The organism is Rhodococcus sp. 11-3 (assembly GCF_023704055.1).
In the GTDB taxonomy this organism is placed as follows: domain Bacteria; phylum Actinomycetota; class Actinomycetes; order Mycobacteriales; family Mycobacteriaceae; genus Rhodococcus; species Rhodococcus aetherivorans.
Genome location: NZ_CP080406.1, coordinates 4,345,455 through 4,361,228 on the forward strand (window position 1 = coordinate 4,345,455; position 15,774 = coordinate 4,361,228).

The 15,774-nt window shown below is 71.3% G+C and carries 15 protein-coding genes; 4 read left to right on the plus strand and 11 right to left on the minus strand.

Features of this window, described 5'->3' with window-relative positions; genetic code table 11:
• Positions 1-3: 3 nt before the first annotated feature.
• Positions 4-921, minus strand: a complete 918-nt coding sequence (locus KZJ41_RS20030) for a LysR family transcriptional regulator (RefSeq protein ID WP_006931266.1) — start codon at positions 919-921, stop codon at positions 4-6.
• Positions 922-989: 68 nt separating this feature from the next.
• On the opposite strand from KZJ41_RS20030, the gene KZJ41_RS20035 reads away from it, so the two are divergent.
• On the plus strand, positions 990-1,427 hold the full coding sequence (locus tag KZJ41_RS20035; protein WP_043800645.1) for a PaaI family thioesterase: 438 nt from the start codon (positions 990-992) through the stop codon (positions 1,425-1,427).
• Positions 1,428-1,485: 58 nt separating this feature from the next.
• On the plus strand, positions 1,486-2,292 hold the full coding sequence (locus KZJ41_RS20040) for a class I SAM-dependent methyltransferase (protein ID WP_102799315.1): 807 nt from the start codon (positions 1,486-1,488) through the stop codon (positions 2,290-2,292).
• A 48-nt stretch (positions 2,293-2,340) separates the two neighbouring features.
• On the opposite strand, the gene KZJ41_RS20045 is transcribed toward KZJ41_RS20040, so the two are convergent.
• From KZJ41_RS20045 to KZJ41_RS20080, 8 genes are all read right to left on the minus strand, one after another.
• Positions 2,341-2,661, minus strand: coding sequence for a DUF202 domain-containing protein (locus KZJ41_RS20045; protein ID WP_006931270.1), 321 nt, complete (start codon positions 2,659-2,661; stop codon positions 2,341-2,343).
• Between the two features lie 25 nt (positions 2,662-2,686).
• Positions 2,687-3,055 (minus strand): YidH family protein, encoded by a 369-nt coding sequence (locus KZJ41_RS20050; protein ID WP_006931271.1) that lies wholly within the window; start codon positions 3,053-3,055, stop codon positions 2,687-2,689.
• Positions 3,056-3,115: 60 nt separating this feature from the next.
• The gene (locus KZJ41_RS20055; protein WP_050035592.1) at positions 3,116-3,556 is read right to left on the minus strand and encodes a ubiquinol-cytochrome c reductase iron-sulfur subunit; all 441 of its coding nucleotides are present in this window, start codon (positions 3,554-3,556) and stop codon (positions 3,116-3,118) included.
• A gap of 59 nt (positions 3,557-3,615) precedes the next feature.
• Complete coding sequence (locus tag KZJ41_RS20060) at positions 3,616-4,179, minus strand: DUF6529 family protein (protein ID WP_006931273.1); 564 nt, start codon at positions 4,177-4,179, stop codon at positions 3,616-3,618.
• Between the two features lie 36 nt (positions 4,180-4,215).
• On the minus strand, positions 4,216-4,857 hold the full coding sequence (locus KZJ41_RS20065; RefSeq protein WP_050035593.1) for a hypothetical protein: 642 nt from the start codon (positions 4,855-4,857) through the stop codon (positions 4,216-4,218).
• A gap of 88 nt (positions 4,858-4,945) precedes the next feature.
• On the minus strand, positions 4,946-5,434 hold the full coding sequence (locus tag KZJ41_RS20070) for a ubiquinol-cytochrome c reductase iron-sulfur subunit (protein WP_006931276.1): 489 nt from the start codon (positions 5,432-5,434) through the stop codon (positions 4,946-4,948).
• Between the two features lie 102 nt (positions 5,435-5,536).
• Positions 5,537-7,066: a DHA2 family efflux MFS transporter permease subunit gene (locus KZJ41_RS20075; protein WP_043800593.1), complete on the minus strand. Its 1,530-nt coding sequence runs from the start codon at positions 7,064-7,066 to the stop codon at positions 5,537-5,539.
• A gap of 260 nt (positions 7,067-7,326) precedes the next feature.
• Positions 7,327-9,021, minus strand: coding sequence for an FAD-dependent oxidoreductase (locus KZJ41_RS20080; protein ID WP_050035595.1), 1,695 nt, complete (start codon positions 9,019-9,021; stop codon positions 7,327-7,329).
• Between the two features lie 155 nt (positions 9,022-9,176).
• Between KZJ41_RS20080 and KZJ41_RS20085 the strand changes: the two genes are divergently transcribed.
• Entirely contained in the window at positions 9,177-9,977 is an 801-nt protein-coding gene (locus KZJ41_RS20085; RefSeq protein WP_006931283.1) for an acyl-[acyl-carrier-protein] thioesterase, read from the plus strand.
• Positions 9,978-10,000: 23 nt separating this feature from the next.
• On the plus strand, positions 10,001-10,492 hold the full coding sequence (locus KZJ41_RS20090) for a histidine phosphatase family protein (RefSeq protein ID WP_006931286.1): 492 nt from the start codon (positions 10,001-10,003) through the stop codon (positions 10,490-10,492).
• A gap of 24 nt (positions 10,493-10,516) precedes the next feature.
• Here KZJ41_RS20090 and KZJ41_RS20095 read toward each other — a convergent pair whose 3' ends face one another.
• Both KZJ41_RS20095 and KZJ41_RS20100 read right to left on the minus strand, forming a co-directional pair.
• Entirely contained in the window at positions 10,517-11,530 is a 1,014-nt protein-coding gene (locus tag KZJ41_RS20095; RefSeq protein WP_251549461.1) for an iron-siderophore ABC transporter substrate-binding protein, read from the minus strand.
• Between the two features lie 175 nt (positions 11,531-11,705).
• Complete coding sequence (locus KZJ41_RS20100; RefSeq protein ID WP_006931290.1) at positions 11,706-15,677, minus strand: DNA-directed RNA polymerase subunit beta'; 3,972 nt, start codon at positions 15,675-15,677, stop codon at positions 11,706-11,708.
• Positions 15,678-15,774: the final 97 nt, after the last annotated feature.

Genomic DNA, 15,774 nt, shown 5'->3' on the forward strand with positions numbered 1-15,774 from the left:
CGATCAGGCGCCGCGGACGATCATCCGCACCAGGTCCCCGGCCGGGCCGGCGAGCTTGCGGGGTGGGCGCCACACCGCGCGCAACGTGCGGGCCAGATCCAGGCCCTCGACCTCGACGGTCCGCAATTCGCCGGACGCGAGGTGATCGGCCACGGCGAGGGTGCTGAGCACGGCCGGGCCGACGCCGCCGAGGGCCGCGGTGCGCACCGCGGCGCCGCTGCCGAGCTCGAGCAGCGGCGACGGCCGCGCGAACTCCCGGAGGGCCAGATCCAGCGTGTGCCGCGTCCCGGAGCCCTCCTCGCGCACGACGAGCGGCGTCGCCGCCAGTTCGGCGACGGTGAGTGGACGCCGGCGCCGCGCCCACGGGTGCGCCGGCGTGACGACCACCACCAGCCGGTCCCGCGCCACCGGGGTGCTGTGCAGTCCCGGTGGGACGGTGGGAGCCTCGACGAACCCGACGTGGCACCGGCCCTCCGCGACCGCGTCGCAGACCTGCCGCGAGTTGTGGACCTGCAGCTGGATCTGCACGTCGTCCCGGAGCCCGCGGAAGCGGCCCAGCCAGCGCGGGATGAGGTGTTCGGCGACCGTCATGCTGGCTGCCACGGTCAGCTCGGCCTGCCGGTCGGCACTCAACGCCGCGGCGGCGTCGAGCAGGCGACGGGCGTCGGCGAGGGTCTGCCGCGCCCAGTGCGCGACCACGGTGCCCTCCGGGGTGAGCGCGGAACCGGCCCGCCCCCGGCGCACGAGCACGGTCCCCAGCTGCTTCTCGAGGCGGCGCACCGCCCGGCTGGCATTGGGCTGCGCGACGCCGGCGGCCCGGGCGGCCGCGCCGAGGCCGCCGTGGTCGTCGATGCCGACGAGCAGCTCCAGAGCGGCGAGGTCCGGCCAGCGAACCGTCGGTGAATGAGGTGACCGCGTCATGCACGAATGATATGTCCGCCCACGACCCGGCGGTGTGGGGCAGACTGCAGGCCGTGGAACTTCGAGGGGTGGACGACGCGGCGGCGGTGCTCGCGGCCCAACCGTTCAGCGTGCTGGTCGGCGCCCGGGTCGCCGCGTACGAGCCGGGCCGCGCGGTGCTCGAGATCCCGCTGCGTCCGGAGTTGCTGCAGCAGTTCGGGTTCGTGCACGGCGGCGTGCTGGCCTACGCCGCGGACAACTCCCTGACCTTCGCGGCGGGAACCGTGCTCGGATCGTCGATCGTGACCACCGGGTTCACGATCGACTACCTGCGCCCGGGCCGCGGCACGCTGCTGCGGGCCGCGGCGACGGTCGTCGACTCGAGCCGGCGACAGGCGCTGTGCCGGTGCGAGATCGTCGCCGTGACCGAGGACGGCACCGAGACACGGGTGGCCGCGGCGCAGGGCGGGGCCCGGGTGATCGACCTCGACCGCCGTTCCGGCCGTGAGCCCGGATCCGGTTCGTAGGCAACGGCGCCGGCCCGGACAGGTCGACTGACCGGGGACCGGAGAGAGGAAGACCGCGATGACGGATCACACCGCCGACGCCTGGGAGATCGCCGCGGCGTACGAGCGCTATGTAGGTCGCTGGAGCCGCCCGGTCGCCTCGAAGTTCCTGCAATGGCTGCCCCCTGCCGGGGCGGGCGCCGCGTGGTGCGATGTGGGGTGCGGGACCGGCGCTCTCGCACACGCCGTCCTTGTCGCCGAGGAACCGTCCCGGGTCGTCGGGGTCGAACCGTCCGAGGGCTTCGCCGCGGCGGCCCGCACCACGGTCGACGATCCCCGCTTCGAGGTCCGGCCGGGTACCGCTGCGGCGATACCGGCCGTGGACGGCGAGTTCGACCGCGTCGTATCCGGATTGGTCCTCAACTTTCTTCCCGATCCGATCGAGGGTCTTGTCGAGATGCGCCGCGTCACCCGAGCGGGCGGGACGATCGGCGGCTACGTGTGGGACTACGCCGAGGGCATGGGAATGATTCGCGCCTTCTGGGATGCGGCCGTCGAACTGGACGAGGCGGCGCGGGACCGGGACGAGGGTGTCCGCTTCCCGCTCTGCCGGCCCGATCCCCTCCACGACCTGCTCGCGTCTGCAGGTCTCACCGGGGTGCGGATCCAGCCGCTCGAGGTTCCCACCGTGTTCGCCGACTTCGACGATTTCTGGGCGCCGTTCCTCGGCGGTCAGGGACCCGCCCCCGGATATTGCATGTCGCTGCCGGCACGGCGCCGAGCCGAACTGCGGACGGTACTCGATGCCCGACTGCGCCGCGACCGAGCCGGTCGGATCGCGCTGACCGCCCGGGCGTGGGCCTTCCACGGCTCCGTGCCCGATTGACACGGGAGTAGATCGTCCAGCCCGGCTGGAACGGCGACGGTGCGGCGGTCACGCCTGCGACGTGACGATGAGCGTGGCGGCGGCGAGGGCCAGAACGACGACCGTGACGGTCAGGACGATGTTGCGCCACCAGTGATGCCTCGCGCGGCCCTCGATGAAGCGCCTCACGCGCGCCCGGTGCTCGCGCCCGCTCGTCACGAGCAGCACGAGCGCCGGCACCAGGCACAGCAGGCCGATCACCACCACCACGGGCGCCGGGCCGGGCGCCAGGCGCAGGAACAGCAGGACCACCGCTCCCAGCCCGGTCGCCGTGCGCAGCCACGCGAGCGTGGTGCGCTCGGGCTGCAGGCCCGGGTCGTCGTGTCTCATCGTGGGCCCGAACGCGACGGCGCGGTCATATCAGGAGGGCCGCGGCGAGGGCCACGGCCCCGACCGCCAGCATCGCCGCGAGCAGGAAGGCGATCCGCGGCGGCGGCAGGGGACGTTCGGTGCGCATCGCGGCCTCGATCTGCAGCCAGCGCCGCAGGGCGGCGATCACCAGGAGCGCGGAGAACACCAGCAGCGTGCACGACAGCGTGGTCCGCACCACCGGCCCCACGACGTCGCCGGCGAAGGTCTCGAGCGCGACGGCCGCCGCGATGACGCCGAGCGCGGTGCGGATCCACGCGAGGAACGTGCGTTCGTTCGCGAGGGTGAAGCGGGCGTCGGGTTCGGCGCCTTCACGCAACGCCCGCGGCCGCCAGTCGCGCAGAGGTCTGGTCACGCCGTCGACCCTATCCCGGTGCCGCCCGATGAGACCGTCGAGGTGGGACGGCGAACCCGGTCAGGCGAGGGTGATCTCGCCGTTCTCGACGGTGACGGCCCTGCTCTCGAGGGGACGCGCGGCGGGCCCGTTCGCGACGGTGCCGTCGAGGTTGAACCGGCTGCCGTGGCAGGGACAGTTGATCGTGCCGTCCTGCACGGCCGCGACGGTGCAGCCCTGATGGGTGCAGATCGCGCTGAACGCGAGCACCTCGCCCGCGGCCGGCTGGGTCACCACGACCTTCTGATCGGGGAAGATCCGTCCCCCGCCCACGGGAATGTCGGCGACGGCCGCGAGGGGCTGTCCCGCGGCCGCGTCGGTGCCGGCGTCCTCCGCCGCGGAGGTCTGCCCGGAGGCCGGCTCGTCGCCGTAGGTGCTGCAGGCCGCCGTGGCGGCGACGGCGGCCATCCCGGCACCCAGGAGCACCGAACGGCGGCTGACGGGAGACTGCTCGAGATCCATTTTCCGGCTCCGATCGTGGGAGGGACAGTAGGGGTGGGAAAGACAGTAGGGGTGGGCCGTCAGAACGTGAGGCCCGTCGTGCGGAAGAAGTACAGCGCCGAGGTCGACCACACGACCACGATCGCCGTGAACAGGGCGCCGCCGGCCACCGGAACCGCCCATCCCGGCAGGCCTCGCCGGCTCAGCAGCAGCATCTTGGCCACGAACGCCCCGTAGAGGAGGCATCCGGCCAGCGAGTGCCACAGCACCCGCGGCTCGCCGGTGCGAAAACCGAGCGCGTACAGGCAGTGCACCGCGACGGGGACGGTGGCCAGCACCGCGAGGCGGCCCGACCACACGTGCAGGGTCCCGATCCAGCTCGGCGCCCGCAGTCCCGGCATCCGTCCGTACATCACGGCCGCCGAGGCGAGCTGAACCAGTGCGAGCACGCCGGCGAGGGTCGCCAGCCAGGCCTTGACGGCGGTCGGACTGGAGAACCCGGCGACGTTGATCGAGAAGAAGGTCGGCTCGTGCACACTGCCGTACACACCGAGCCCGACCGCGACGAGGGCACCCACCAGGAACGCGACCACGACGGGGGCCGTTCGCGGCGGTGCGACGGGATGGACCTGCGGTGTGCTCATCCGTCCTCCTCCCGGTGTCACCGCGCGGTGGCACCGTCAGAATGTGTCACTGCCGGACACCGGGTCGGCGGTCACGACCACCCCGTCGACGACCGCCGTCCCGTCCGGCGCCAGGGCCGGGGCGGGCGCGGTGCCGCCGTCGCCGGCGCGGCGCACACCGGTGACCGTCCCGTCCTGCGTGACGATCCAGCTGGCCCGGACGTCGCCCACGTTCGCGAGGTAGAGGCCGGCCGGGGGTTCGGCCGGCGCGGCGTCGAAGGTCCAGCTCCGGTCACCGAGCCACAGGGTGCCGCGCACCGTCGTGCCGTCGAACTCGCCGTCGAGGCGGGCACCGTCTCGGCCCTCGAGCTCGAGCCTGCCGTCCTCGGCATCGCCGGACAGCCAGGACTCGACTGCACTGCCGTCGCACGCGTACGCGACGGCGTCCTCGCCCTCGACGGCGATCGCGAGCGTGAGGGTTCCGGTGGCGACGGGGATCTGCGCGACGTAGGTGGCCTGCGCGGGGAAGGCCACGGCGGTCGAGGGCGCAGCCGTCGTGGTGGGGGCCGGCGCGGACGTGGCGGCCGGGCCGGGGGCGGGCGTGGGGCCGCCGTCCTCCTTGGAGACGTTGACCGCGAGCAGGACCGCGGCGAGCACCACCACCGCCGCCAACGTGATCAACGGCCCCCTGCGCACCATCGGGTCCCCTCGCCGGTCCGCACTTCAATGATGATGTCGCGGTCGAATCTACTCCGCCGCCGCCCGCCCGCTCAGCGAATCGCCCGCATCAGTCGACGACGACGTCCGCACCGCGGGCCGCGGCCGGACGCGCCTTGAGCGGCTTGCGGGCGGGCCCCTTGCTCACGGTCCCGTCCAGACGGAACCGGCTGCCGTGACAGTCGCAGACGATCTCGTCGGCCTCGACGCCGGTGATGTTGCAGCCCGAGTGGGTGCACAGCGCGACGAACGCCCGGTAGTCCCCGGCGACGGGTTGCGTCACCACGAGACGCTTGTCGGCGAACAGGACGCCGCTGCCCACCGGGATGTCGGCCGCGGCAGCCACGACCGCGGCGTCCGGACCGGGCTCCGGCGGCGTGGTCGGTGCGGCGGAGGTGCCGTCGGCGCCACCCTGATCGGCCTCGGCACCGCACGCGGACAGGACGGCGGCGGCCGCGACCGCACCGGCACCGCCGAAGAGGGCGCGCCGGCACAGACGCGGCTGTCCGGGTGCCTCGTCCGTCGCGGCGGGGCCTCGGTGGGTGGGTTCGATGCTCATTGGGTCGTCCGTTCGGGTCGCCGTCGTGCTGCCGGAACGAGGTTAGCCGCAGACACGGAGAGGGGGCCGCGACGTACGTCACGGCCCCCTCCGGACGGCCGGCTAGTGGACGGCCACCGGCTGCAGTCCCTCCCCGGCCGGATGCTTGACGCGCGTGCGCGGCAGGAACAGCGCCGGGATCACCGCGAGGGCCATGAGGACGGTCGCGACGAGGAACGTGGTCGCGAACGCGTCCGCGAGCGAGGTGAGGATCGACTCCTGCACCGGTGCGGGCAGCTGTTCCAGAGCTGCCGGGTCCATCTGCCCGCCGCCCTCGGGCGCCCCCGCCGGGGTCGCCAGGCGGCTGCTCAGGATCACCGACATGGTCGCGGTGCCCACGGAGCCGGCGGCCTGCTGGACGATGTTCATCAGCGTCGACCCGCGGGCCACGCTCTGATGGGTCAGCGTCTGCAGCGCGGCCGTCATCGTCGGCATCATCGTGGCACCCATGCCCATGCCCATGACGAACAGCGCACCGAGCAGCAGCACGTACGACGTGTCCGTGCCCACCTGCGTGAAGACGGCCATGCCGAGCGTGACGAGGGTCAGGCCGACGAGCACGATCTTCCCGGGTCCGATCCGGTCGACGAGCCGGCCGGCGACCGGCATGGTGAGCATGGCGCCGAGGCCCTGCGGCGCGAGCAGGATGCCCGCCGCCAGGGTCGACTCGCCCCGCACCTGGAGGAAGTAGCTGGGGAACAGCAGTCCTGCGCCGAAGAACGCGATCGCGAACACCGACATGGTGAGCACCGCGAACGTCAGTTGGCGGTTGCGGAACAGGTACAGGTCGATGAGCGGGTTCCGGGCACGCAGGGCGTGGAACACGAACGCGACGATCAGCGCGGCGCCGATCGCGCCCGGCACGAGGACCCGCGTCGCGGCGACGGTGCCGACCTCCGGGATGGACGAGACGCCGAACAGGAACAGCGCCAGGCCCGGCGACAGGAGCGCCATGCCGACGAAGTCGAAGGACTCGGACCGGCTGGGACGGTCCTTCGGCAGGATCAGCACGGAGGCGACGAGGGCCACGACGCCGATGGGCAGGTTGATCAGGAAGATCCAGTGCCAGCTGGCGGTGTCGATCAGCCAGCCGCCGAGGATCGGGCCCCCGATCGGGCCCAGCAGCATCGGGATGCCGAGCACCGCCATCACGCGGCCGACCCGGTGCGGTCCCGCGGCGTGGGTCATGATCGTCATGCCCAGCGGCATGAGCATGCCGCCGCCCAGGCCCTGCACCACGCGGAACCCGATGAGCGACGTGATGTCCCACGCCATGCTGCACAGCACGGACCCGGCGACGAACAGGACGAGGGCGGCGAGGTACAGCCGTTTGGTGCCGAACCGGTCCGCGGCCCAGCCCGTGAGCGGAATCACGCTGGCCAGCGCCAGCGTGTAGGCGGTCATCGTCCACGCGACGGTCGCGTAGCTGGAGTCGAAGTCCTCCATGAACGTCGGCACGGCGACGGAGACGACCGTCACGTCGAGGATCGACATGATGGCGCCGAGCACCACCACCGACGCGATCTTCAGAACTGCCGCGTCGAGCTTGTCGCTCGCCGGCGCGGCGGCCGGGCCCGCATGGGGGGCTGTCATGGGTCGGTCCTCTCGAGGCGCGATGGCAGGCAGACCTGCCAGGATGGGATCGAGGGGGCCGGGCACCACGTCGTACCGTGCGGCGACGACGATCTCGGCGCGAGCCGCGTGTCACCCTCGACGTGCCCGGCGACCAGCGCGCGCCCCGACAGCGCGGCGGATCGACATCCCGGCCTGCGCTCCCCCGGCGGACGTCGCCGCGGGCGGTGCCGGGCACCGCCGAAAGATACTAGTCCCGACGCAGGCGGAGCCCCAACCGATTATCGGCGCACCAGACGCAGCAGGCTTCGCCCCGGCCGCGGGCGCCCGGCCGCGGTGTCCGTGAGGCGGGCGCGGTCGGTCAGCTTGACGCGCGGCCGGCCGGCGGCGCGGCCGGCCGCCCGCTCGGCCCCGTCGATCTCGTGCCATCCGCTCAGGCCCACCCGGGTGGGCCGCCGCTGCCCGAGCAGGCGATCGAGTTCCCGCCGGCCACCGGCCGGACGCGCGAGCCGGCCGGCGTCGAAGTCGGCGAGCAGGGCCGCGACCGTCTCCTTGGCGCACGCCTTGTTGGTTCCGATCACGCCGCTCGGACCGCGCTTGATCCACCCGGTGACGTACACGCCGGGTCCGGCGGCGGTGACCCGCCCGCCCTCGTTGGGGACGATCCCCCGTCGCTCGTCGAACGGCACTCCCGGGAGGGGGACCCCGCGGTAGCCGATCGAGCGCAGCACCAGCTGCGCGTCGAGGTGCAGGGCCTGCCCGGCGGGCCGGGCGACGAGCGCACCGTCGTCGCCGGCGATCAGGTCGTTGCGTACCGCGCGCAGTCCGGTGACCCGTTCGGTGCCCTCGATCTCGGTGGGCGACACGAGATAGCGGAACACGATGCGCTTGTTCCCCGGCCGGGGCTCGCGGCGCGCGTACTCGCGCGCGAGCCGCATGCGCATCGCGACCGCCGGGTCGGCGGCGGCGAGCGCCGCGCTGGCGGGATCGAGCTCGAGCTCGGTCTCGTCGACGACGACGTCGACGCCGTTCAGATCGCCGAGGGCGAGGAACTCGGGGTTGCTGTAGGCCGCCTGGGCCGGACCGCGGCGGCCCAGCAGGACGACCTCGCGGATGTTGCTCCGGCGCAGCGCCTCGAGGGCGTGATCGGCGATGTCGGTGCGGGCCAGCTCGTCGACGTCCATGGTGAGGATGCGGGCGACGTCGAGGGCGACGTTGCCGTTGCCGACCACGACCGCGCGTTCGCCGGAGAGGTCGAAGACCCGGTCGGCGTAGTCGGGGTGGCCGTTGTACCAGGCGACGAACTCGGTGGCGGCGTGGCTGCCGGGAAGGTCCTCGCCGGCGATGCCGAGGTTGCGGTCGGCGGACGCCCCGGTCGCGTAGACGACGGCGTGGTGATGGGCGAGCAGCTCGGCGTGGTCGATGTCGCGGCCGACCTCGACGTCGAGGTGCAGGGCGAACGCGTCGCGGCGGAACGACCATTCGAACGACTCGGTGACGGCCTTGGTACCGGGGTGGTCGGGTGCGACACCGCTGCGGACGAGTCCCCAGGGGGTGGGGAGCCGGTCGAACATGTCCACCTCGACGTTCGAGCGCTCGAGCAGTTCCTGCGCGGCGTAACAGGCCGCCGGACCGGCACCGACGACCGCCACGCGCAGGGTGCCCTGCCCCCGCGGCGGGGCCGGGACGGGTGTCAGCGGGATCCAGTTCTCGGGCATCGGGTGCGCCGTGTAGTAGTCGGCGTTGATGTCCTTGAACCGGGCCTGAGCCTCGGTGAGCCGGTCCTCCGGGAAGATCGCCTCGACCGGGCAGGCGTCCGCGCACGCGCCGCAGTCGATGCAGGCCTGCGGGTCGATGTGCAGCATCTCGGTCTGCGCGAACTCCCGCTCCTCGGGCGTGGGATGGATGCAGTTCACCGGGCACACGGCGACGCAGCTCGCGTCGTTGCAGCACGTCTGGGTGATCACATAGGCCATGTCGTGTCCTCGAAGAGCCGGGACCGGATTTCATGTTACATCCGGTAACAGTTAACTCCACTGTAGCCTCGATGTCTCGCCCCTCGCAAGATTCGCTGCAGCCCTGCCCCGCAGCTGTCAGAATCGGCAGGGGCCGACGACGAGCAGGGGGACGAATGGGTTCGGACACGGCCGCGAAACCGGCACCGGAGAAGTCCGCGGCGGAGGACGCGCTGGCGCAGCCCCTCGGGGCCGCGCCCCCGCCCGACGACGCGTTCCGGTCCACGCGCACGGTGCGCACCGGCGACGTCGACAACCGGGAACGGCTCCGTCTCGACGGCGTGGCCCGCTACCTGCAGGACATCGGCACCGACAACCTCGACGCCGTCGACGCCACCGCCACCGACCCGCTGTGGATCGTGCGCCGCACCGTCGTCGACGTGCACCGGCCGGCCCGCTTCCGCGAACAACTCGAACTGCGCCGGTGGTGCGACGCCTTGTCCACGCGATGGGCCAACGTCCGCGTGCGGCTCGACGGCACCGGCGACGCCCTCATCGACACCTCGGCGTTCTGGATCAACATCGGGCCCACCAACGGGATGCCGGCCCGGATCAGCGACCGGCTCTGGGAGCACATGGCCCGCCATGCGGAGGACACCCGGCTGCGATGGCGGGCATGGCTGCCGCCCACGCCGTCCGACGACGCCGACGCCGGCACGGCCTTCCCGCTACGGGCCACCGACATCGACCCGTTCGACCACGTCAACAACGCCGCCTACTGGCACGGCATCGAGGAGCACCTGGCCGGCCGGCCGGAGCTGCAGACCGCGCCGTACCGTGCGGTGATCGAGCACCTTCGACCGGTCGTCGCCGGCGACGCGCTGGTCCTGCGCGCCCGTCACGAGACCGACGCGCTGACCCTGTGGTTCACGGTCGGCGACGAGGTGCGCGCGGTGGCACGCGTCGGCCGCCGGTGACCCTGACCACCTAGGGTGAACCCATGACCCGCACCCTGATCCTGTTGCGGCACGGGAAGTCCGCGTACCCGGACGGCGTCGCCGATCACGAGCGCCCCCTTGCCCCACGGGGACGACGCGAGGCCGGCCTCGCCGGACGCTGGCTGCGGGCCCACCAGCCCCCGATCGACGCCGTGCTGTGCTCGAGCGCGACGCGCGCCCGCAAGACCCTGGCGGAGGCCGCCGTCGAGGTCCCCACGGAGATCCTCGACGACCTCTACGAGGCCACGCCGGGGAAGATCGTCGACGCGATCCGCCAGGTCCCGGACGACGTGTCGACCCTGCTCGTGGTGGGCCACGAGCCCGTCCTGTCCGCGACGACGCTGCTGCTCTCGGACGACCACGACTCGGATGCCGCCCGTCAGATCATCGAGAAGTTCCCGACCTCCGCGGTGGCGGTGCTGGCGGTGCGGGGGCCGTGGCACGACCTGGGCCCGCGTGGTGCGGCCCTGGTCGACTTCCACATCCCGCGCTGACCGGGACGCCGACCGGGAATCGCCCTACTCGGCCGCGGCGGCGAGCGCCTCGAGATAGGCGTCGATGCCCCACGTCAGCGACAGCACGGTCGGCGGCGACACAGCGGCGATGAGCTCGGTGCCGTTGACCTTCGCGACCCGACCGTCGGTCACCTGCCCCATGGTCCGCGCCCACGGCTGGGCGAGCGTGCGCTCCTGGGCCGCGGCGTCGTCGGCGTAGGAGAGCAGGATGTCGCTGGTGAGCTTGCCGGCCTCCTCGAAGCTGAGGGTGAAGTAGAAGCTGGACTCGTCGGTGCTCAGCTCGGCCACGCTGGGTGCGCTCACCAGACCGAGGTCGGTGAGGAACTCCACGCGCGAGTCGGCCGGCTTGTAGACGTAGAAGGTGTCGCCGGTGCCCCAGACCGCGGCGACGGTCCTGCCCCGCAGCTGCGGATAGGCTGCCGCCTTCTCCGCGATGGTGGCCTCGGTGTCGGCGATCAGCCGGGCCGCCTCGCCGGATCTGCCGAGCGCCTGCCCGACGGTGGCGACGACGTCGCGCCACGGGGTGGCCCACGGCTCGTCCGGGTACGCGACGGTCGGCGCGATCCGGCTCAGCGTCTCGTACTGCTCCCGGGTGAGCCCGGAGTAGTTGGCGAGAATGACGTCCGGCCGCGCCGCCGCGATCTGCTCCACCGGCACGTCCGTGCCGTCGTTCGGCAGGACGGCCGGTGTCTCGGCGCCCAGCTCGGCGAGCCGGTCCCCGATCCACGGCAGCACCCCCTGCGCGTCGCCGCCGTAGGACTGGGCCGGGATGGCAACGGGCACGACGCCGAGCGCGAGCGCGGCGTCGGTGCTGCCGAAGCCCCACGTGACCACCCGCTCGGGTTCGCCGTCGAGCGTCGTGCTGCCGAGGGCGTGTTCGATCGTGACCGGGAACGCGCCTCCGGCCGCGGGCGACGACTCGCCGGCCTCGTCGCTCCCCGACGAGCACGCGGTCAGGACGAACGTGAGAGTGAATCCGGCTGCGGCGAGCAGCCTCGGGATTCGGGTCGACGGCACAGGCGTTCCCTTCGGATTGTTAGGAGTGCCTACCCAAACTAGCCGACGACCGGCGCGGCCGTGACGCCCACCCCGGAAACCAGGAAGGCCCCGCCCCCGAAGAGAAGAGGGCGGGACCTTCGTGGCCACGGCAGAGAGCCGGGCCGCAGCCGGTTTCCCGGCCGCGGCGACGGATCTACCGGTAGTCGCTGGAGTAACCGTAATCGTCGAGCGGAACCGCAGCGCCGGTGTTCTGGCCGAAGCCCTCCGGCGAGTAGTACTGATCCTCGTACGACGGGATTGCGTACGCGGCCGCGCGGGCCTCCTCGGTCGGCTGCACCTGGATGTTCCGGTACCGGTTGATGCCGGTGCCGGCCGGGATCAGCTTGCCGATGATCACGTTCTCCTTCAGACCGATCAGCTTGTCCGAGCGGCAGTTGATCGCCGCGTCGGTCAGCACGCGAGTGGTCTCCTGGAACGACGCCGCCGACAGCCACGAATCGGTGGCCAGCGACGCCTTGGTGATACCCATGAGCACGGGACGACCGGCAGCTGGCTCGCCGCCCTCGGCGACGACCCGCCGGTTGGAGGCCTCGAACTCGCTGCGCTCGACCAGCGAACCGGGCAGGAACTCCGTCGAACCCGAGTCGATGATCGTGACGCGACGCAGCATCTGGCGCACGATGACCTCGATGTGCTTGTCGTGGATCGACACACCCTGGCTGCGGTACACCTCCTGAACCTCGTTCACGAGGTGGACCTGCACCTGACGCGGACCCATGACACGCAGCACCTCGTGCGGATCGGCAGCACCCTCGAGGAGCTGCTGACCGACCTCCACGTGGTCGCCGTCGGCGAGGATGCCCTCGGTGCCGTTCGCCTTCCGGATCACGTGCAGACGCTGACGCTTCGACAGCTTGTCGTACACGACCTCCTCGCCGCCGTCGTCCGGGACGATGGTGATCTTGTAGAAGCGGTCGTCGTCCTCGAGGCGCACGCGGCCGGAGACGTCGGCGATGGGCGCCTTGCCCTTCGGGACGCGGGCCTCGAACAGCTCCTGCACTCGCGGCAGACCGCCGGTGATGTCCTCACCGACGCCACCCTGGTGGAACGTACGCATCGTCAGCTGCGTACCGGGCTCACCGATCGACTGCGCGGCGACGATACCGACGGCCTCGCCGATGTCGACGAGCTTGCCGGTCGCCATCGAGCGGCCGTAGCAGGTGGCGCACACGCCGGTGCCGGTGTCGCAGGTCAGCACGGAGCGGACCTTGACCTTCCGGATGCCGGCGGCCAGCAGGGCCTCGATCGCCGGGTCGCCGAGGTCGCTGCCCCGGGTGACGACGACGTTGCCGTCCGCGTCGACCGCATCGGTGGCCAGCGTACGGGCGTACGTGCTGGTCTCGATGTGGGCGTCGCGCACCAGGCGGCCGGTCTCGTTGCCCGCGCCGTCGCGCTCGGGCTCGGCGATGACCATCTCGATACCGCGCGGGGTGCCGCAGTCGGTCTCGCGGACGATGACGTCCTGCGACACGTCGACCAGACGACGGGTCAGGTAACCCGAGTCGGCGGTACGGAGCGCGGTGTCGGCCAGACCCTTACGGGCACCGTGGGTGTTGATGAAGTACTCGAGCACGGTCAGGCCCTCACGGAACGAGGACTTGATCGGGCGCGGGATGAACTCACCCTTCGGGTTCGTCACCAGACCCTTCATGCCCGCGAGCGAGCGGATCTGGGTCATGTTGCCCGCGGCGCCGGACTTCACGATCGTCGGGATCGGGTTGTCGTCCGGGTAGTGCGCCTCCATGGCCTGACCGACCTCTTCGGTCGCCTCCTGCCACAGCTTGACGAGCGAGTCGCGCCGCTCCTCCTTCGAGAGGGCACCACGAGCGAACTTGCGCTCGAGCTGATCCGCGGACGCCTCGTAGCGCTCGAGGATCTCCTTCTTCTCCGGCGGCACCAGCACGTCGGCCATCGACACGGTGACACCCGAACGGGTGGCCCAGTAGAAGCCGGCGTCCTTGAGCTTGTCGACGGTCTGCGCGACGACGATCATCGGGTAACGCTCGGCCAGATCGTTGATGATCGCGGCCTGACGCTTCTTCGGCATGACATCGTTGACGAAGCCGTAGTTCACCGGCAGCAGCTCGTTGAACAGCACGCGACCGAGCGTGGTCTGCACGGTCCAGCCGTCACCGTAGTTCCAGCCGTCGGGGAACAGCTCGGCCTCGACGTCCTTCGGCGGGCGCTGCCGCGTCAGGCGCACCTTGATCGGGGCCTGCACCGAGAGCACGCCGCGGTCGACGGCCATGATGGCCTCGGCCGGGGACGAGTACACGCCCTGCTCCGGCTCGTCGTCGGTGGCCGGCCGGTACGCGCCCGGCGCGTCCTCGACCAGGCGGGTCAGGTGGAACAGACCGGTCACCATGTCCAGACGCGGCATGGCGAGCGGACGACCCGACGCCGGCGACAGGATGTTGTTCGACGACAGCATCAGGACGCGGGCCTCGGCCTGCGCCTCCGCGGACAGCGGCAGGTGCACGGCCATCTGGTCGCCGTCGAAGTCGGCGTTGAACGCCTCACACACGAGCGGGTGCAGCTGGATGGCCTTGCCCTCGACGAGCTGCGGCTCGAACGCCTGGATACCGAGGCGGTGCAGCGTAGGAGCACGGTTGAGCAGCACGGGGTGCTCGTTGATGACCTCTTCGAGGACGTCCCACACCTGCGGGCGCTGCCGCTCGACCATGCGCTTCGCGGACTTGATGTTCTGCGCGTGGTTCAGGTCGACCAGGCGCTTCATCACGAACGGCTTGAACAGCTCGAGCGCCATCAGCTTCGGCAGACCGCACTGGTGCAGCTTGAGCTGCGGGCCGACGACGATGACCGAACGGCCGGAGTAGTCGACGCGCTTGCCGAGCAGGTTCTGACGGAACCGGCCCTGCTTGCCCTTGAGGAGGTCGGACAGCGACTTCAGCGGACGGTTGCCCGGGCCGGTGACCGGCCGGCCACGACGGCCGTTGTCGAACAGCGCGTCCACGGACTCCTGCAGCATCCGCTTCTCGTTGTTGACGATGATCTCGGGGGCGCCGAGGTCGATCAGTCGCTTGAGGCGGTTGTTGCGGTTGATGACGCGGCGGTACAGGTCGTTCAGGTCGGAGGTCGCGAAGCGGCCACCGTCGAGCTGCACCATCGGACGCAGCTCCGGCGGGATCACCGGCACCGCATCGAGAACCATGCCCATGGGCGAGTTACCGGACTGCTGGAACGCCGCGACGACCTTCAGTCGCTTCAGGGCGCGCAGCTTCTTCTGGCCCTTGCCGCTGCGGATGGTCTCGCGCAGCGACTCGGCCTCGGCGTCGATATCGAAGTTCTCGATGAGCTTCTGGATCGACTCGGCACCCATCGCGCCGGTGAAGTACTCGCCGTAGCGGTCCTGCAGCTCACGGTAGAGCAGCTCGTCGACGATCAGGTCCTTCGGCTTGAGCTTGGTGAAGGTGTTCCAGATCTCCTCGAGCCGGTCCAGCTCACGCTGGGCGCGGTCGCGCAGCTGACGCATCTCGCGCTCGCCGCCGTCCTTGACCTTGCGGCGGACGTCGGACTTGGCACCCTCCGCCTCGAGCTCGGCCAGGTCGGCCTCGAGCTTCTGCGCGCGGGCCTCGAGGTCGGCGTCGCGCTGATCGGCGACGGACTTCTTCTCGACCTCCATCTCGGCCTCGAGGGTCGAGAGCTCGTTGTGGCGCAGCTCGTCGTCCACCGCCGTGATGACGTACGCGGCGAAGTAGATGATCTTCTCGAGATCCTTCGGCGCCAGGTCGAGCAGGTAGCCGAGGCGGCTCGGCACACCCTTGAAGTACCAGATGTGCGTGACCGGCGCGGCGAGCTCGATGTGGCCCATGCGCTCACGACGCACCTTGGCTCGAGTGACCTCGACGCCGCAGCGCTCACAGATGATGCCCTTGAAGCGGACACGCTTGTACTTGCCGCAGTAGCACTCCCAGTCCCGGGTGGGGCCGAAGATCTTCTCGCAGAAGAGGCCGTCCTTCTCGGGCTTGAGCGTGCGGTAGTTGATGGTCTCCGGCTTCTTGACCTCGCCGTACGACCAGTTGCGGATGTCCTCCGCAGTGGCCAGGCCGATGCGGAGTTCATCGAAGAAGTTGACGTCGAGCACGTAACTTCCTTTCCCCTTTACGGGTTTTGTTGCTGCTAGTTGTCGCTATCGCTGCCGGGGCCCGATGAGATACGCGCCGGCTGAGCGGGGCGTATCT